Annotated in this window: 19 protein-coding genes; 13 read left to right on the top strand and 6 right to left on the bottom strand. The window is 38.9% G+C overall.

What is annotated here, in order from left to right; all coding sequences use genetic code 11:
- The first annotated feature begins 63 nt into the window (after positions 1-63).
- The 13 genes from glnE to M0N77_RS05845 all read left to right on the top strand — a co-directional run bounded on the left by glnE (position 64) and on the right by M0N77_RS05845 (position 13471).
- A complete protein-coding gene (gene glnE, locus M0N77_RS05905; protein WP_353104318.1) occupies positions 64-2937 on the top strand; it encodes a bifunctional [glutamate--ammonia ligase]-adenylyl-L-tyrosine phosphorylase/[glutamate--ammonia-ligase] adenylyltransferase in 2874 nt (957 codons plus the stop codon).
- A gap of 205 nt (positions 2938-3142) precedes the next feature.
- Positions 3143-4072 (top strand): branched-chain amino acid transaminase, encoded by a 930-nt coding sequence (locus M0N77_RS05900; RefSeq protein ID WP_353104317.1) that lies wholly within the window; start codon positions 3143-3145, stop codon positions 4070-4072.
- Positions 4073-4173: 101 nt separating this feature from the next.
- Positions 4174-5232, top strand: coding sequence for a dTDP-glucose 4,6-dehydratase (gene rfbB, locus M0N77_RS05895; RefSeq protein WP_353104316.1), 1059 nt, complete (start codon positions 4174-4176; stop codon positions 5230-5232).
- Positions 5233-6105 (top strand): glucose-1-phosphate thymidylyltransferase RfbA, encoded by an 873-nt coding sequence (gene rfbA, locus M0N77_RS05890; protein ID WP_353104315.1) that lies wholly within the window; start codon positions 5233-5235, stop codon positions 6103-6105.
- Between the two features lie 5 nt (positions 6106-6110).
- Positions 6111-7190: a DegT/DnrJ/EryC1/StrS family aminotransferase gene (locus M0N77_RS05885; protein ID WP_353104314.1), complete on the top strand. Its 1080-nt coding sequence runs from the start codon at positions 6111-6113 to the stop codon at positions 7188-7190.
- Positions 7187-7891, top strand: coding sequence for a WbqC family protein (locus M0N77_RS05880; protein WP_353104313.1), 705 nt, complete (start codon positions 7187-7189; stop codon positions 7889-7891). Before M0N77_RS05885 ends, M0N77_RS05880 begins: the two co-directional genes overlap by 4 nt.
- 27 nt (positions 7892-7918) lie before the next feature.
- Positions 7919-8911, top strand: coding sequence for a hypothetical protein (locus M0N77_RS05875; protein ID WP_353104312.1), 993 nt, complete (start codon positions 7919-7921; stop codon positions 8909-8911).
- Positions 8895-9458 carry a GNAT family protein gene (locus tag M0N77_RS05870; protein WP_353104311.1) on the top strand — a complete coding sequence of 188 codons (564 nt, stop codon included), beginning with the start codon at positions 8895-8897 and terminating at the stop codon, positions 9456-9458. The genes M0N77_RS05875 and M0N77_RS05870 overlap by 17 nt, the downstream gene beginning before the upstream one ends.
- A gap of 53 nt (positions 9459-9511) precedes the next feature.
- The gene (locus M0N77_RS05865) at positions 9512-9913 is read left to right on the top strand and encodes an FdtA/QdtA family cupin domain-containing protein (RefSeq protein WP_353104310.1); all 402 of its coding nucleotides are present in this window, start codon (positions 9512-9514) and stop codon (positions 9911-9913) included.
- On the top strand, positions 9910-10371 hold the full coding sequence (locus tag M0N77_RS05860; protein ID WP_353104309.1) for an acyltransferase: 462 nt from the start codon (positions 9910-9912) through the stop codon (positions 10369-10371). Before M0N77_RS05865 ends, M0N77_RS05860 begins: the two co-directional genes overlap by 4 nt.
- Complete coding sequence (locus tag M0N77_RS05855) at positions 10368-11483, top strand: DegT/DnrJ/EryC1/StrS family aminotransferase (RefSeq protein WP_353104308.1); 1116 nt, start codon at positions 10368-10370, stop codon at positions 11481-11483. The genes M0N77_RS05860 and M0N77_RS05855 overlap by 4 nt, the downstream gene beginning before the upstream one ends.
- A 6-nt stretch (positions 11484-11489) precedes the next feature.
- Positions 11490-12521, top strand: a complete 1032-nt coding sequence (locus M0N77_RS05850; protein WP_353104307.1) for a glycosyltransferase — start codon at positions 11490-11492, stop codon at positions 12519-12521.
- Between the two features lie 68 nt (positions 12522-12589).
- Positions 12590-13471: a glycosyltransferase gene (locus M0N77_RS05845; protein ID WP_353104306.1), complete on the top strand. Its 882-nt coding sequence runs from the start codon at positions 12590-12592 to the stop codon at positions 13469-13471.
- Positions 13472-13561: 90 nt separating this feature from the next.
- On the opposite strand, the gene M0N77_RS05840 is transcribed toward M0N77_RS05845, so the two are convergent.
- The 6 genes from M0N77_RS05840 to M0N77_RS05815 form a co-directional block, all read right to left on the bottom strand.
- Positions 13562-14203, bottom strand: a complete 642-nt coding sequence (locus M0N77_RS05840) for a YrbL family protein (RefSeq protein ID WP_353104305.1) — start codon at positions 14201-14203, stop codon at positions 13562-13564.
- A gap of 48 nt (positions 14204-14251) precedes the next feature.
- Positions 14252-15028 (bottom strand): glycosyltransferase family 25 protein, encoded by a 777-nt coding sequence (locus tag M0N77_RS05835; RefSeq protein WP_353104304.1) that lies wholly within the window; start codon positions 15026-15028, stop codon positions 14252-14254.
- Positions 15029-15035: 7 nt separating this feature from the next.
- Positions 15036-15800: a glycosyltransferase family 25 protein gene (locus M0N77_RS05830; RefSeq protein ID WP_353104303.1), complete on the bottom strand. Its 765-nt coding sequence runs from the start codon at positions 15798-15800 to the stop codon at positions 15036-15038.
- A 90-nt stretch (positions 15801-15890) separates the two neighbouring features.
- Positions 15891-16889 (bottom strand): Stealth CR1 domain-containing protein, encoded by a 999-nt coding sequence (locus M0N77_RS05825; protein ID WP_353104302.1) that lies wholly within the window; start codon positions 16887-16889, stop codon positions 15891-15893.
- 44 nt (positions 16890-16933) lie between these two features.
- The gene (locus M0N77_RS05820; protein WP_353104301.1) at positions 16934-17728 is read right to left on the bottom strand and encodes a glycosyltransferase; all 795 of its coding nucleotides are present in this window, start codon (positions 17726-17728) and stop codon (positions 16934-16936) included.
- Between the two features lie 115 nt (positions 17729-17843).
- Entirely contained in the window at positions 17844-18764 is a 921-nt protein-coding gene (locus M0N77_RS05815; RefSeq protein WP_353104300.1) for a lysophospholipid acyltransferase family protein, read from the bottom strand.
- Positions 18765-18780 lie beyond the last annotated feature (16 nt).

The raw sequence follows: 18780 nt of genomic DNA, 5'->3' as shown, positions 1-18780 counted from the left end.
CAAGCTTTATTGAAGTATGCGTTATGCTAACATAAAGCCAATCTATGCCAAGGGGTTTTTACTATGTTATCTGCGTCATCTGCCGTATCATCGGCAACGCCCAATACTACTGGCTATCAGCCTAGCGCTGAGCAGCTACAAGCTTTGCAAATGGCTAGTGAGTTTGCCTATCAGATATGGCAGAGTCGGACAATATCGTGTCAGACTTTTTTACGTAGTTATCCTTTGGATCAAACGTTGACGCGTCAACAAATCGACGATCTTATTCAAGATTATACGCTAGATGATAATTATCAAACTGCCGATGAGCCCAACGTTATGAGCGGCCTGCGCGCTTTGCGTAATTTACTAATGATGCGCTGGATTTGGCAAGATGCTCTTAGTGCTATTACGCTTGAGCAGCTAACTGATGAGCTGTCTGAGTTTGCCGACGGCTGCATCTTATTCGCTAAAGAGTATACTTATGAGCAGCTGATTGTTAAGTATGGCAAACCTACTTTCATGGATGAAAAAAGCGCGCTGCAAGTAGATGATATGGCGATTATGGCGATGGGAAAATTAGGCGCTCATGAGCTTAATTTATCTAGCGATATTGATTTAGTGTTTATTCATCAAGCTCGCGGTATGACCGATGGCGATAAGGCTAAAGGCACGCGTAGTATCGATAACAAGCGCTTTATGACGCGCCTTGGTCAAGGCATTATCAGGCTATTGGATAATAATACTGCCGATGGTTTTGTGTTTCGAGTTGATATGCGCTTGCGTCCTTGGGGCGATGGTAGCGATTTGGCTATTCATCTCTCAGCACTACAAAAGTACTTTGCCAATCATGGCCGTGCTTGGGAGCGATTTGCTTGGCTCAAAGCAAGGGTAGTAGGGCAAGTAGAGCTCCGTTTTTATAATCAGCTACAAGCGTTAGTTAAGCCTTTTGTGTTTCGCTATTATGTGGATTATAGCGCCTTTGCTGCGCTTAGAGAGATGAAGTCTTTGATCCAAAACCAAGTGGCTCAGCGTGAGGATTTGGATAATATTAAGCTTGGCGCAGGCGGTATTCGTGATATCGAATTCATCGTACAAGCCTTTCAGCTTATCTATGGCGGCCGTCATCCCCAGCTGCAAGTCAAATCTTGCTTGCAGGCTATGCAAGCATTATGCGAGCTTGAATATCTAGATCCGGCTACTTATCAGCAACTACAAGCCGCTTACCGGTTTTTACGTCGGCTTGAGCATGGCATTCAAGCCATTAATGATCAGCAAACTCAGCGATTACCTCAGGATAACTACTGGCGACACAACTTAGCAATTACTCTAGGCTTTGAGGATTGGGCAGGGTTATTAGCAACGCTAAATGCGCACCGCGATAACGTCAATGTACCCTTTGAGCGCATGGTCACTGAACGGCAAATGCCTACCAAAGATGATACGCTACCTGAGCCTGATAACCTTGATGAACAACTAGCGAAGCTTAATACCATATTGAGCGAGGACAATCGTGCTCATCTACAAGCTTTTTGGGAGTCTAAAATGATTGCCAATCTCAGTGCTGAGGCACGCGAGCGTTTAGATGATGCTTATCCGGTCATCGTTCATGCGCTACTTGCTCACCAAGAGCAGCTGCAACTAGCCAATACCGCTTTGCCGCGTCTGATTAATCTGCTAGAGGCGATTTGCCGCCGCTCCATCTATTTGGTAATGATCGCTGAAAACCCTAACGCCACCGTTGAGCTGATCCCTATGCTCTCGGCGAGCCCATGGATTGCTAATGAGCTGGCGCGTTATCCGGTACTGCTCGATACTTTTTTGCAGCAGCGCTATCGTCATCTGCCGGACAAGCTTGAGCTACGAGATATCCTGCGTCAGCGCTTGCTCCGCGTTGAGCCAAGCGATGAAGAAGAACTACTAAGCGTACTTAGATTATTCAAAAAAAATCAAGTATTAGCGGTAGCTGCTAGTGATGTGTTGGCAGAGCGGCCAATTATGAAAGTCTCAGACTCGCTGACTTACATTGCCGCGGTGGTACTAGAGGCGGCACTTGAGCGCGCTTTTGCAGAATTGGTCAAACGTTACGGTTATCCTATCGGCAAAGATGGTGATCCGGTGACAGAAGCGGACTGCGGGTTTGCTATTATCGGCTACGGTAAGCTTGGCGGTCTTGAGCTGTCTTATTCCTCCGATCTAGATCTAGTGTTTTTACATCAGATTAAAGAGCAGGGTATGACCACGGGCAGCAAGTCGGTGAGTGGTATGAAGTTTGCCGCGCGCTTGGCACAAAAGCTGATGACTTATCTCAACACCCAAACTCGTGATGGCCGCGCCTATGAAATTGATATGCGCCTGCGCCCCTCTGGTAATGCGGGCATGATGATTGTCTCTTGCCATGCGTTTGAGACTTATCAGCGTGATAAAGCTTGGGCATGGGAGCACCAAGCGCTAGTTCGGGCTAGAGCGATTTGCGGCGATAGGCGCGTAACCGCAAGATTTGTAGATATTCGCCGCGAAGTGTTGTCGCTACCCCGTACCCTTGATGAGGTGCGCTTGGAGGTGACCCGTATGCGCTTAAAGATGCAGCGGCATTTAGGCAGTAGTCGCACCGCGCAGCGCGAGGGCAAGTTTGATCTAAAACAAGACGCCGGCGGCATTGTCGATATTGAATTCTTAGCGCAGTTTGCCGTCTTAGCTTACGCGCATGATTATCCAAGCCTTACCAAATGGAGCGATAATGTACGCATCTTTGAGGAGATGGCCAAGCTTGGTATTTGGGAAGAAAAAGTCTGCCAAGACTTGACCGATGCGTATCTGCGCATACGTGCGGCGACTCATCAGCTTGCACTAGCTGAACAATCTGTCTTAGTGGATGAAACGCTATGGATTGAGACCCGTACGCTGGTACAAAATCAATGGCAGCATTTGATGGGCGTAGTCGATATCGATGAATGATAAATAAAAGCTAGATCATATTTATATAAAGACTTGGCTATACTCAGGAATAAAAGCTATCAGTAAGGAAAATAAAATAATTTATTTGCGGCGGCTGCCAGTGCTATAATCAGCTCAATTTGAACGATTAAATTTAGAATTTACTTGTTAACTCACTACCCAACTCAATAAAAAGTTAGACAATAGCTAACCTAAGGACAATTGCATGAATATGGCTACACAAGACGGCAAGCTTTGGATGAACGGCACCATAATTAACCAGCCTGATGCCAAAATCCATGTTTTAACTCACAGTTTGCACTATGGCATAGCGGTGTTCGAGGGAGTTCGAGCTTATCAAACCGATGATAAGCGTACCGCTGTTTTTCGTCTAAAAGAGCACACTGAGCGTCTGTTAGGATCAGCAAAAATATTCCAATTAGAAGTCCCGTTCGATCAGGCCACACTTGAGCAAGCGCATAAAGATGTAGTCAAACAAAACAATTTAGCTGAGGCTTATATTCGTCCGCTGATATGGGTAGGCGCTGAAAAACTAGGACTCTCGGCACATACCAATAGCGTTAATGCTATGGTTGCCGCTTGGCACTGGGGTGCTTATCTGGGCGAGGAAGGTATCCAAAACGGTATCCGCGTTAAGACCTCCTCTTACACTCATCATTTGCCGAACGTCACTATGTGTAAGGCCAAAGCCTCAAGCAATTATCCAGTATCAATTATGGCCAATCGTGAAGTGACGCGTAACGGCTACGATGAAGCGATTATGATGGACTCACAAGGCTACGTTTGCCAAGGCTCAGGCGAGAACTTATTTTTAGTCAAAAACGGCGAGCTGCACACACCAGATCTAGCGGGCGGCGCGCTTGACGGTATTACCCGTCGTACTATTATTCAGTTCGCAGCCGATCTTGGCATCAAAGTTACTGAGCGCCGTATCACTCGTGATGAGTTCTACCTTGCTGATGAGATCTTTATGACAGGGACTGCTGCTGAGGTCACGCCGATCCGTGAGTATGATGATCGCGTCATTGGTAACGGCGGGCGCGGTGAGATCACTGAAAAGCTGCAAACTTTATACTTTGATGTCGTGCACGGGCGCAATGAGCAGTATATGGATTGGTTAAGTTTTATTGATTAATTTTTGTCAAACAAAGTCCATACCTGTTATCATATTTAAGAAATACAGAAGCTAAGGCCTTTATAGGTTCTTAGCTTTTTATTAGGCAAGAGTATATTTATATGAGAATACTAGTTACCGGTGGCGCAGGATTTATTGGTTCTGCCTTAATACGGCATATTATAAAGAACACTACTGATAATGTTTTAAATATCGATAAGCTTACTTATGCGGGTAACTTAGAGTCGCTTAGCGAGGTTTCTGAAAGTTCTAGATATAGCTTTCGACAGATTGATATCTGCGATAAGGAGGCTCTAGAGCAGTCTTTTGCAGACTTCAATCCCGATATCGTCATGCATCTAGCAGCAGAATCGCATGTAGACCGATCCATTGATGGACCGGCTGAGTTCATTAGTACCAATATTGTTGGGACTTATAACCTGTTAGAAGTGGCTCGTCACTATTGGCAAGATTTAAATGACAAAGACAAAGGGAAATTCAAGTTTCACCATATCTCTACAGACGAAGTTTATGGTGATCTAGAGAATACAACAGATCTGTTTACTGAATCTACTGCCTATGCGCCAAGTTCTCCTTACTCAGCGTCTAAAGCTAGCTCTGACCATCTAGTAAGGGCGTGGCATCGTACTTATGGTTTGCCAATAGTTATTACCAATTGCTCAAATAACTATGGTCCTTATCATTTTCCAGAAAAGCTTATTCCTTTAGTCATTCTCAATGCTTTGGAGGGTAAACCGTTACCTATTTATGGTAAAGGGGATCAAATACGAGACTGGCTATTTGTAGAAGACCATGCAAGAGCGCTGTACAAAGTAGTGACAGTAGGTAAAATAGGCGAAACTTACAATATCGGTGGTCATAATGAAAAACAAAATATTGAAGTGGTAAAAACTATTTGTCAGATATTAGATGAACTAAAGCCACAAGCTAATAACGAACTCTACGACTCATTAATTACTTATGTAAAAGATCGTCCAGGTCATGACATGCGTTATGCTATAGACGCTAGTAAAATAAAAAATGAGTTAGGTTGGGTTCCAAAAGAGACATTTGAGAGTGGTATTCGTAAAACAGTTGAGTGGTATTTGTATAATTTAGAATGGTGCCGTCGAGTTCAAGATGGCAGCTATCAACGCGAAAGATTAGGAGTAGGACAATAAATGAATACCAAAGGCATTATATTAGCAGGTGGTTCTGGCACTCGGCTCTATCCTATCACTAAAGGCGTTTCCAAGCAGCTATTACCTATCTATGATAAACCAATGATTTATTATCCTTTATCAGTGCTAATGCTGGCAGGTATTCGTGAAGTGCTTATCATTAGTACGCCTGATGATATCGATGGTTTTAAACGTTTATTAGGTGATGGTACAGAGCTTGGTATTGATATTAGTTATGCCGTACAGCCTAGTCCTGATGGCCTTGCTCAAGCCTTTATCATCGGTGAAGACTTTATTGGCGATAGTAATGTCTGTCTAGTACTTGGCGATAATATATTTTACGGTCAAGGATTTACTCCATTATTACAGCAAGCGGTCAATCGTCAAAAAGGTGCCACGGTTTTTGGCTATCAAGTCAAAGATCCAGAGCGTTTTGGAGTGGTAGCATTTAATGAGAATAAACGTGCCATTTCTATAGAAGAAAAGCCTAATAAGCCCAAGTCTAATTATGCTGTCACTGGTCTTTATTTCTATGACAACGATGTGATTGAGATCGCTAAGCAAGTAAAACCTTCTGAGCGAGGCGAGCTTGAGATTACGACTGTCAATCAGCTGTATATGGAGCGTGGTGATCTAAGCGTAGAGTTGTTAGGTCGCGGTTTTGCTTGGCTTGACACAGGTACTCATGAAAGCTTGCTTGAAGCTGGGATGTTTGTAGAGACCATTGAAAAGCGTCAAGGTTATAAAATCGCTTGTTTGGAAGAGATTGCCTACAATAATGGCTGGCTGACGAAGCAGCAGCTGTTAGATATCGGGAAGTCCATGAGTAAGAATATTTATGGTCAGTATCTGATAGGTTTAATACAAGAGTAATACTCATGATTCCGGTTACTAAAGCTTATTTGCCTAATAAAGAAAAATATCAACTCTATGTTGAGCGTATATTCGAGAGTGGTTGGCTGACTAATAATGGCAGTCTGTTACAAGAGTTAGAGCGAAGGCTGGCAGAGTATTTAGGAGTAAAAAACATCATTCTAGTCGCTAATGGCTCGTTTGCTTTACAGGTGGCTTACAAGGCTTTAGAGTTAGATGGTGAGGTTATTACAACGCCATTTAGTTTCGCGGCAACGACTAGTACTTTAGCTTGGGAGGGATTGACCCCTGTTTTTGCCGATATAGATCCAAACAGCTTTAATATAGATCCAACTCAAATAGAAAGATGGATAACAGCAAAAACTTGTGCCATTGTGCCAGTTCATGTCTTTGGTAACCCTTGCGATGTTGAAAAAATTCAAAGTATCGCTGATAAACATAATTTGAAAGTAATCTATGATGCTGCTCACGCTTTTGGATCGGAGTATAAAGGCCAAAGTGTACTTAACTTTGGTGATATCAGTACCCTTAGTTTCCATGCGACCAAATTGTTTCACACCATTGAAGGTGGCGCTGTCATTACTAATGATGATGAACTGGCTAAGAAAATTAGATTGATGATTAATTTTGGTATCACTGGTCCTACAACTGTTGAATCACTAGGAACGAATGCTAAGATGAACGAATTTCAAGCAGCAATGGGATTGTGTGTACTAGATGAGATAGAGACAATTAGAAGACAACGTGAAGAGATATGGCAAGCTTATAAGAAGAGCCTCAATCACTTAGTGCAGATACAGCAGTGGAACGAATATGGTGAAAACAATGCAGCCTATGCACCAGTACTTTTTAGTAATGAAGAACAGCTGCTCATAATTGAAGCTAAACTTAAAGAAAGCGGTATAGTACCAAGACGATATTTCTATCCAAGTTTAGATACGTTAAGCTATTTGAATGGTGAGCAGTTTTGCAAACAATCAAGAGATATTGCTAGTCGTGTTTTATGTTTACCTATATATCCAAATCTAGATTTTAAGAGTATTGAAAAGATTTTAAGCATTATAAAAAGTGATGAAAAAAAATGAAACTTGCAATAATGCAGCCTTATTTCATGCCTTATATTGGCTACTTTCAGCTTGTTAATACTGTAGATAAGTTTATATTCTATGATGATGTGACCTTTATTAAACAGGGATGGATCAATAGGAACCAAATCCTCATTAATAATCAAGCAAAAATGTTTAGTATCCCATTAGCTAATGCGAGTTCTCATACTTTAATCAAAGATGTTTTGATAAGTGATAATAGATATGAGAAATGGAAAAAGTCTTTCCTAAGTTCAATTATGTTTAGCTATAAAAAGGCTAAGAATTACGAAGCTGTTCGAGAGTTAATTGAGAATATCTTATTAGATCCACCAAAAAATATTTCTGATCTAGCAATTAAAAGTGTGATTGAGGTGTCGAACTATCTAGATATTCAAACAAAATTTGAAATTTGTAGTAAATATTACAGCAATACTCATTTATCAGGACAAGATAGAGTACTAGATATCTGCCAACAAGAAAATGCAAGTACCTATATAAATCCGATAAATGGTAGAGCGCTTTATAATACAGCAGATTTTTCTGAAAAAGATATAGAGCTTTCTTTTATTAGCGCTAATAAAAAGGTGTATAAGCAATTTTCAAATGAGTTTATACCCTTTTTATCTATAATTGATGTACTTATGTTTAATAATAAGGATGAGGTATTAATTATGCTTAACAATTTTGAGCTAGTCTAACAGTAGAATAAAATATAGGTTTATAATATGTTAGATAATCAAATAGAAATTGGCGGATACTTCGAGTTTTGCTTACCAAATTACGAGCAGTTTCCTTACCCACAAGCATTAAACTATATTTCAGCACGTTCAGCTTTTTTTGATCTACTAAATCAGAATAATATCAAAAAAATATGGATGCCAAAGTTTATCTGCGATGCTATGATTGATCCATTGTTGATATTAGACATTGAAATTCAATACTATGATATAAATGAAGAGTTCTATCCAGTTTTACCAAATCATTTGAAAGAAGATGAATATCTTCTTTATGTCAATTATTTTGGACTATGCACCGCCATTCAGCAAAAATTAATAAATATTTATCCTAACGATCAGATAATTTTTGATCATTCCCAAGCCTTCTTTGTCAAACCCTTTGACTGTTTTGCCACTATTTATTCCCTTAGGAAGTTCTTACCTGTAGCTGAAGGAGGGTTATTAATTAGTAAAGCGTTAACTAAGCCTAACTATATAGCTAGAAACGTAGAAATGATGATTCAACAATATCATCATTGTTTTGTTAGACGTTTGTCAAGTGCATCTGAGGCTTATGATATATTCAAAAATAATGAAATGCTGTTAAATGATTGTATCCCTAAAAAAATTTCAGGAATGACTAAAGAGATAATGGAATGTCTCAATTACTCAAGTATCCAAATGCAACGATTAGATAATTTTAAGTTTCTACATTCACAGTTGGCCGATATAAATCATTTAAATATAGATATCGCAGATATAGAGTCGCCATTGACTTATCCACTACTATTGAAAAGTAGTATTTCTAAAGAGCTAATTGGAAATAATATATATACACCTACTTATTGGCTTGATAGTTTACAAAGATTAGACGTTGATAGTTTCGAATATAAGCTTGTTACAGGCATTACTCACATCGTCTGTGACCAACGATATTCTCAAAAACAGATGCAGTTTCAAGTAGATAAAATTAAGGAATACTTCAATGAACATAGAAGGTAAAGTAGTTACGCTACGTGCAATAGAGATGAAAGATTTAGATCTATTAGCAGAATGGTCAAACTCTCCTGAAATTTGGCATCATCTGGGTGGATGGCATTTTCCTTATTCTAAATTAAGCACTGAAACATATATTAGAAATATAGATAATAACAATAATGAGTACCAAAACTTTGCCATAGAAGCTAATGATATAGGACTAATTGGAACCATAAGCTTATCAGATATAGATTGGAAAAATAGAGATGCGTATCACGGTATTATGCTTGGTAATATTGAAACTAGAGGAAAGGGTTACGCTTTAGATGCTGCAATGACCATAATGAGATTTGCTTTTAAAGAACTAGGTTTGAATCGTTTGAGTGCTTATATTTTAGGCTATAATGATAGATCTATCGGACTTTATACTAAAAAATGTGGTTGGGAAATAGAAGGTAAAAAATTAGAATCGATCTATCGAAATGGTAAATTTCATGATCAGGTTTTAATAGGAATTACTCATAAGCAGTACGACAGCTTTATGGAAAAAACAAATTACTGGGATATTTAAAAAATTAGTATTTGAAATTATCTTATAAATTGATTTTTGATGGAAAAATAATAATGAGTTTAATTCAATGGGTTCACTTTCCGCCATTAGGTGATGCTCGTGGTTCTCTAGTAGCGTTAGAGGGAGAAAAGACTGTCCCTTTTGCTATCAAGCGTGTTTACTATATTTTTGGTACTCAACCAAAAGTTGCTCGTGGGTTCCACGCGCATCGTGATCTCAAGCAAGTAGCGGTGTGCGTGACAGGGAGCTGTCGTATGATCCTTGATGATGGCAGTACCCGTGAGGAGTTTTTATTAGATTCTCCTACCAAGGGTGTGTTGATAAAAGACTTAGTCTGGCGAGAGATGCATGATTTTAGTGAAGACTGTGTACTTCTAGTGTTGGCTAGTGAACATTATGATGAGACTGATTATATTCGCGATTATGAACAGTTTTTGAAGGAAACAAAATCATGAGTTTTATACATAGTCTATCTGATGTTGCTGCTTGTGAAATTGGGAAAGGAACAAGAGTTTGGCAGTTTGTGGTTATTCTAGAAGGCGCTATAATTGGTGAAAACTGTAATATCTGCGCTAATAGTTTGATTGAAGGCGATGTGATTATTGGTAATAATGTGATCGTAAAGTCAGGGGTTTATATTTGGAATGGTACTCGTATAGAAGACGACGTGTTTTTGGGCCCCAATGCTACTTTAACAAATGACTTAATGCCTCGTTCTAAAAACTTCCCAGAGGTTTTTTTAGGAATAACTTTAAAAAAAGGTGCAAGTATTGGGGCGAATGCAACTTTATTACCAGGAATCACAATTGGCAAAAGTGCCATGGTTGGTGCTGGTTCAGTAGTCACCAAAGATGTGCCAGATCATGCTGTAGTTATCGGTAATCCTGCAAAAATTATTAGGTATATAAAATGATTCCATTTTTAGATCTGAAAGCAATTAATGCTCAATATCGTGATGAGCTTGTCGTAGCTGCTACCCGAGTAATTGATTCAGGTTGGTACATTAATGGTGATGAGCTTGAAGCATTTGAAAAAGAGTTCACTAACTATTGTGGTGCCAAGCACGCTATAGGAGTTGCGAATGGTTTGGATGCATTGATACTAACGTTACGAGCTTGGAAAGAACTGGGGAAACTCCAAAAAGGTAACGAAGTCATTGTGCCCTCTAATACTTATATTGCTAGCATTTTAGCGATTAGCGCTAATGATCTAACACCTATATTAGTCGAACCTGATCTTGATACTTATAATATCGACCCTAAAAATATTGAATCAGCGATAACTAAAAAAACTAAGGTGATATTGCCAGTCCATCTTTATGGTCAGCTAGCAGATATGCCAGCTATTATGGACATTGCTCAGCGTCACAATTTGCTAGTGCTAGAAGATGCTGCACAGGCACACGGTGCTATACTAGAGGACAGAAAAGCAGGGAATTGGGGCGATGCCGCTGGGTTTAGCTTTTATCCTGGTAAAAATCTAGGCGCTCTTGGTGATGCTGGGGCCGTTACTACTAATGATACCGAACTGGCTGAGACACTACGCGCACTACGTAACTATGGTTCGTACGAAAAGTATAGAAATATCATGCAAGGTATAAATAGTCGTTTGGATGAAATCCAAGCCGCTATGCTTAGCGTAAAGCTTGGTCATTTAGAGACGGAAATAGCTCATCGCCGTGAAGTCGCTGACTTATATCTTAAAGGTATAAACCATCCAAGTATTATTTTGCCGACTTGTAAATCTAGGGACGCTCATGTTTGGCATGTATTTGTTATTCGCTGTGAAAAAAGAGAGGCACTACAAAAGCATTTGGCAAATCAAGGTGTTCAAACCTTGATTCATTATCCAATACCGCCGCATAAGCAGCAGGCTTATAAAGAGTGGAATGATCTAAGCTATCCCGTATCTGAAATGATTCATCAGCAAGCCCTAAGCTTGCCAATAGGACCAACTATCACTGAGCAAGAAATCGCTGATGTGATTAAGGCTTTAAATAATTTCGACAACAAAAATTTAGGTTAGTATTCAATGAGTAGGTCTTCAACTATAAATGTAACATCTGAATCAATAGAGTATGTAACTGCTCCTAAAGCATTAAAATCAGAAGCTGAAATTATGGCTTCTTGGGATAATAAAAATGAAATAGTAGTTAGTATCTGTTGTTTGACCTTCAACCATGCAAAGTTTATAGAAGATGCTATAAATGGATTCCTAATACAAGAAACTAATTTTGCTTTTGAAGTGTTAATCCATGACGATGCTTCAACTGATAACACTGCCCAGATTATCAAAAAATATGTAGAACAGTATCCCAATATAATACATCCGATTTACCAGTCGCAAAATACTTATAGCAAAGGTTATGGTACTTTTCTATTTAATGCTTTACGGGTACGAGGAAAGTATACAGCTCTGTGCGAAGGCGATGACTTTTGGTTTGATAAGAGCAAACTGCAGACCCAAGTCGATTTTTTGGAAGAAAACCCTGAAGTGGTAATGTGTGGTCATGATGTTATAAGAATCGATGCAAAAAATAAAGTTATTTTAGATTCAGAGCTAAGGCTTTCAAAGAATAAGAGATATTCTCAAAATAAAATAGCCATGGGTTTTAACCTACCTTCCAAATCAGCAGTATGGCGTTCAGATTTGCCCTGCCTAGGACCAAAAATGCCATTTAGTGATACTTTTTTATTTGGTTACTACGGCAATTTTGGTAAAGCTTATAACTTTAAGAAAGCAATGGCAGCTTACCGAATACACGATGGTGGTATCTGGTCAGGAATTTCTGAGGATAGGCAATTGGTACAGTCCTATGAAGTCCGCAAAAGCTTAGCCTGTTATTCAATTCCAAGATATAAGTCTATTGCTCAATTTAGTTTGCTATTATTTTTATTAGAGCATAAAGAAAGATTAAATATAACTAAATCTGAGATAAAGACTACCAAAGCTTCTATAGTTAAGCACATAAATTTATCTAGTTTTTTATATCTTTTTAACTATAGCACTAGCAAGTTTTTACGGACACTCAAAAGAAAAGTTGTTAGTAAAAAAATAGGTTAGTCTAAGTATTTAATTTATGACCATACTATAAAATATTATTTTCACATTAAATTAACAAACTAAATTATATGAAAAAAACAAGCCCATTAGTCTCAGTTGTTATTCCTTGCTATAACCATCAAGATTTTATTCAAGACTCCATTCAAAGTGTCATTGATCAAACGTACCAAAATATTGAGTTGATTATTATAGATGATGGTTCTAAAGATAACTCTGTTGAAAAGATACAAGAAATGATTAGTTCCTGTCAAAAAAGGTTTGTCAGGTTTGAGTTTAGAACGAGGCCCAATAAAGGTTTAAGTGCTACGCTTAACGAAGCTATAGAGTGGTGCGAAGGTGAGTATCTAGGTTTATTAGCCTCTGATGATATTATTTTTAAAGATAAAACTAGTATTCAAGTGGATTTTTTAGAAGAACGTCCAAAAATTACGGCTGTTTTTGGAGGTATAAAATTACTTAGTAAAGATAATAACGAGATAAGAACCGTTATGAAGAAGTCGGGATTTTATGATTTTAAAACCATCATTATGAATAAAATAGACTTTCCTACAGCGACACAAATGATAAGACTAAGTGCGATAAAAGAAGTAGGAGGATTTGATCCTACAATTATTCTAGAAGATTGGTACATGTGGTTAAAATTGAGTCAAATTGGTCAGCTATATTATATGGATGAAGTATTTGCTTGTTATAGACGTCATGATAATAATCTATCAAATAATTTTGAAAAAATGGCTCAAGGCCGTATAGACGTTTTAAATTGTTTCAAAGACTCTCCACTTTATGATAAAGCCATGAAAAATATATTATGGTCTAATGTACGTAGAGAGTATGAAAATAATAAGGAGGGTCGGATGAGTAAGCTTGCGGATATGTTTAGAATGCAGCCCTTTACAACAGCTAATATGCTATTAAATAATAGTATAAAAAAGCTAAGAAACAAAAATTGAATTAACGATGCTAATTAAGTGTCTTAAAAATAGCAATCGTAACTTATAGCTTAGATAGCTGCATAAGTTTCTGAATGGGTTTTTAAAAGATTAAGCTCTATGTTGATTATGAAAACCTATCTGCTCTTTAATCTTTCGCTCCACTTTTTTGACATTACGAGTGTTAATTGTTTTGCTCATAGCTCTAAAAGGAATGATCAGTTTTTCACCGATCCCATCTACTAACACAAATTCAGGATAGCCTTGACGTTGTTCAGTATACATGATTCCACCGACATTCACTTCACCGAATACCACGTGATGATAGCAACAATCATTAAAAAATTGATCTAAGGCCTTTTTCTGTTTTTTACCAAACATTTTATAAGCGACTAGATGATCCAAGGTGAGGGAGGAACCAGTAGGGCTAATTATCTTTTCAGTAACCAATCCTAAACCTTTGTCAGTTGCGACAAAACCATATACCGTTTCGATAGGAAAAATAAACTTTTTTGCGCTATAGCTGTTTTTACAAAGCTGTAAATATTGTAATAGCTCCCTGCGGAACTGACGATAGATGCCTTGTGAACGCTGTGAACGCCAACGATTCTGTGTAGCTCTTCCACCATCAGGAGTAGCGTTTTCAGGTCTCATCAGCTTAATCACTTTATCTAAACTATCCGGATGAGCATAGACGAGCTTTTGAGTACCCTGACCCAATAGCTCTAAATCTTCAGTTATAAGTATGCTCATATTACCTCTGTTAGCCCACAGTCATATTTTTAATGATTGAATTGATATTTAATTAAAAGGAATTTGCTTTGCGAATAGAGATTCCTTTGTTTGCGAAACCATTCTACGGGTTTCTCTACTTATTTTTGCTAAACCACCTTTTTTCTCTGAACGCATACGCTTTCTACGATCCTCCTCAAGTGAGCTAGGAAGGATAAGCGCTTCTTTATCAGCATTGATAATAATATCTTGGATACAAAGCGCAGGTACCATCTGGTAGACGGGTTCAGAGCTTTGAGTGATAAAGTTTTTAAAAACGATTTCATCGATAGGCAGTAACGGTTTGTTGAAGGTATAGTCTAATAATAGTTTGATACCTTTTAAAGATAATATGTAGCCTCCTGCTCCTAAATGCTTACCTTTGAGTTGAGTAATACAACGCTTGCTTGATAAGATATCTTGGCTTTTAGACGCCAAAAAGACTTTATTATATACCGTTTCAATCTTTATAATATTCCATTCAGGTTTTATCCATTCAGAACTATTAAGTAAATATTTAGCGTCTTGGCCTAAATAAACATCGTCCTCAAATATAGTTATGTAAGGTATGTTTTCGTTGATCATTTTTTGCCATATAGCGACATGACTCATCATACAAGCGAGCTCTATAGGAGATAAACCACTTGAATCAAAATTATATGGCAAGCCTTTGATGTAAGACGAGACAGTCTCAGGCGTCAAAGCATCAAAAAACTCAAAAGCCACATTGTGTTTACCAAACTCTTTTTTAATGTGCTCTCTACGCTCGGTCGCAGATGTTAGGCTAATAACTATATTTTTTATCATAATTGCACTACTTATTAAAGTATAAGTTTTTGATGGCGGCAGTTTTATCTTGCAACATTCTTTTTTGTTTTTTAGCTTTGTAAGTGAAATCCCTGTTTTCTTTATCCTTGCGCTTGATGTTTTGTGCCGCCTCTGTGCCTAATATGTCACTGTCTAAGCCTAACGGTTTGACCAAAGGCGGCCAGATTCCCAAACCTTTACCGTTACCACTTAGCCATCTTTGAAAAAAGATATCGACTGGCATAGTAATGGGTTTAGCCTGTTCCACGAAATCTTTGGCACCTTGACGCGACCATATTAAGCCCAATCCGCGAATAGGAAAATAATAGGCATGCCACAAACTGTGATCATTAAAAGTGGTGATCTCTTTGGCCAGCTTTTTTTTCTTAGCGGCGATATTGATGAGATACCAGTCTAGATTTTGCTTATTAGCCAAAAAGTCTAAAGTATCTTCCATAATAGCTTTAAAATCGGCAGATATTTTCATATCGTCTTCTAGTACAATTAAGAAGTCTGCATCTGTCTGTAGAAACTTCTGGGCGCATTTATAATGACTGAGATAGCAACCAATCTCAGAGCTTAATAGACTACGGCCTAAGTTTTTTCTGGTTTGCTGATCGTCATAACCCTCAAAGCTAGATAACGCTTTTCCTCGACCATCATAGGCTGAGACTCTCTCAAACTCCCAATTGATTTGCTGCAGCTGATGGGTAGCACTCTGCAAACGCTGATGACTGCCATCTAAATTGATTAAGTAAGTTATCGTTTTCATAGTTTATATCTTTTAATAACATCAAGGTGATTTAACAATAGTCTTTTAAACCAGATAGCTAAAGAGCTTTTTGAATTTTGTAAGTATTAGCTATTCTCTAACATTGACTAAAGAAGACGGCAAATGTGATGAGAGCTTCTCAGTCATGGCGCTTTGTACTTGCTTAAAGCTAGTAGCATCAAGCTGATCCATGCTTTGTATACAGCCATATTTCATTGAGGTATTATCTAGATTTTTAATAAAATCGCTAACGCTTTTCTCATTTTTTAGATAGTTTAGATTGAGATTAGGCTTTAAAATGGCTTCACCCTTTTTTATTTTTAAATGATTCATCAACGATACCGGATCAAATTGTGAGATGTCTCTAAACCGGTGCTTGATTTGATTGTTTAGATAATCGGGATGAGCTAAAAAATAACTTTTTATGACGCTTTTATCAATGATATGAGGATAGTGATGAATCTCAAAAAACTTACTAGACTTATAGACTTCAGCGCCTAACATCTGCGAAACGACATATTTAGGTTGCAAAGTGGTATTAAAAGCTTTATTCATAAGCTGTCGGTAGTGTAGCTTAGCTTTTAGGGGTGCACTTTTTCGCCAGTGACCACGAATTATGATGTTATTTTGATCCAAAAAGTCACTTATACTGGCAGGCTGGTTAAAGAAAAAATCATCGTCTAGGGTAATAAAATAGTCCGAAAGATCTGAGATATTCCATAGCATAGTCTCAATAGTCAGGCTATTAAAAGTAGGCAAAAACTGCTCATAACCCAAAAAAATCTCTTGATGATCGACAATACGGATTTTATCAGCGCTACAGACACCTTGATTGACAAATTCGTCAATGAATTTAGGTTTTTGTTGATCGGTTATGATATAGATATGCCGACAAAAGGGCACGTATTTGAGTATAGAGGCCACATTATAATATATCTCGTCGTTGCTAGCGAAGCGGGTAGCGCTAATAGCGCCCGAAGCAACGTCTTCTTGCGCTAGATAAGGCGCTCTTTTTTGTTTAAGAAGCGGATCATCGCCATCGACCCAAGTGATCACTAAGTCTATATTTTCTTTGTTAGGGTCGTGCATAAATTTGCCTATAATTTTTGGTTGACTACTTATAGATGACGTCTTTATCGCCAATACTCCTCAAGCCAAGGAGTAGGCTTGACATGGCGATACCATTTGCCGCCGCCACCTTTGATTGCTTCTGGCGGATTGATCTCACCATGAAAGATAACGATTTTTGCGCCATCGGGCAGCTTTGGCGCTAGCACAAAATTAAAGGGCGGCTTGGCCATACATTGATATTTAAAGCTGACGCACCACGATTTGTCCCAGTACTCTAAGTGATGATGCTCGCGCAGATAGTTGGATAAATAGGCTTGCTCATGCCGTACCTGGATGCGAATAGTCTCAAAGTTGCGCTCAAAGTTCGCTAGCAGATCAGGATAAGTATTTTGACCCACTTTAAAGCGATAGACAGAGCTATTGCCAATCATGCGCCATGGTTTTTTCCAGTCGCGGATAATGACTACGCTGTCTTCAAACTTAGCCTGATAAGTAAAAAAACCATCTATATTATCAACAATAACGATATCGATATCCAAAAATAAAGCTGTACCTTTGAGATCGTAGAGCTCAGGCTTGAAAGTGGTGAGTTTTTTCCAACCACGCTCAGGCCCAGCCGGCAAGTCCATCTCAGGGATAGGGTAGCACTGCACCGCAGCATTTATACCTTCACTATCGTCAGTCAAGCAGACCATCTGAAAATCTAGGGTTAGATGCCGTGTGACCATATTGTAGAGACGATTGACGTACTCGCTACCGTACTTTTTGCCCCATTTCATACAGATAATATAGCGCTGCTCATTGGTAGAGGTGTTCAGCTGCGTATTAGAAGTATTATTGCTAGTATCGGTGGTCATAAGTTACTCTTATTAATAGGATAAAACAACTCGCTGGTTAGTAACTATTTAGCCTGTCAGATAAGTGGTCTTATAGCAGAGTCTGTCTCATTAACACCAGCTTGTAGGGCCACGTTTAAGAATTAGTATCACACAGTCTGCTAATAAAGTCTTGCAAGTCAGAGTCACTGGCGCGATAAGGATTGCCTATGACAGGTAAGTGCTTAAAGCGGCGATAACCCCACATATAATGATTAAAGTGCGGTTCTATCATCATTTGCATCGCTTTGTTTAAAGCAGCAGCAGCGATGGAGGTATCCCGGTTATACAGCGCGGGGTCATCAAGCTTATAGCAATAAATATCAAAGCCTTTATTATCCTCACGGCGAATACAAGACACCCCAACCAGAGCACATTTTGTTTTGTTAGCTAGCTTAGAGGCTAAGGTGCTGGTCAAAGTCTCAACGCCAAAGAAGGGCACGACTACGCCGCCTGAAGTATCGGGAACATGATCGGGCAATATAATGCTAAAGCCGCCTTGCTTTAGTGTCTTAAATACCGCTTTGACACCGCTACCATCGGTAGGCACTAAAGTGGCGTTAAGACGCTGACGTCCTTGAAGTACAAACTCATCAATTCGTTTACCTTTGACGGGCTTATACATGATGGTAGGCGCGCCGAATTGATTGAGCCAGGCATTCATGATCTCCCAAGTACCAAGGTGGGGGACGATAGCGAGCATGCCATTGGGATTGGCTAAGCCTTCTAACAGGATCTGTTTATTGTGAACGTCACGTATCTGTTTGATGCTCCATTCAGGCGGCATTGCCCAGCTTTTTATAGACTCAACACTACTCAGACTTTGATTTCGTATAATTTGGCTTATGAGTTGTTGTTTGTGATTTTTGCTTATATTTGGTTCAATCAGACGCATGTTAATACGAATGGTACGCTTGATACTCAAGTTAGGTAGCCACATCATAATCCGCGCAACAAAACGTGCCAGCATCTGTAGCACAGACAGTGGCACGTATTTGAAAACCTGATAGGGATTCATTATGAATCACCGCACA

The sequence above is a fragment of the Psychrobacter sp. AH5 genome (assembly GCF_040371085.1).
Lineage (GTDB): Bacteria > Pseudomonadota > Gammaproteobacteria > Pseudomonadales > Moraxellaceae > Psychrobacter.
The sequence above is the reverse complement of the archived record's forward strand: the minus strand, read 5'-3'. Positions and strand labels throughout refer to the sequence as shown.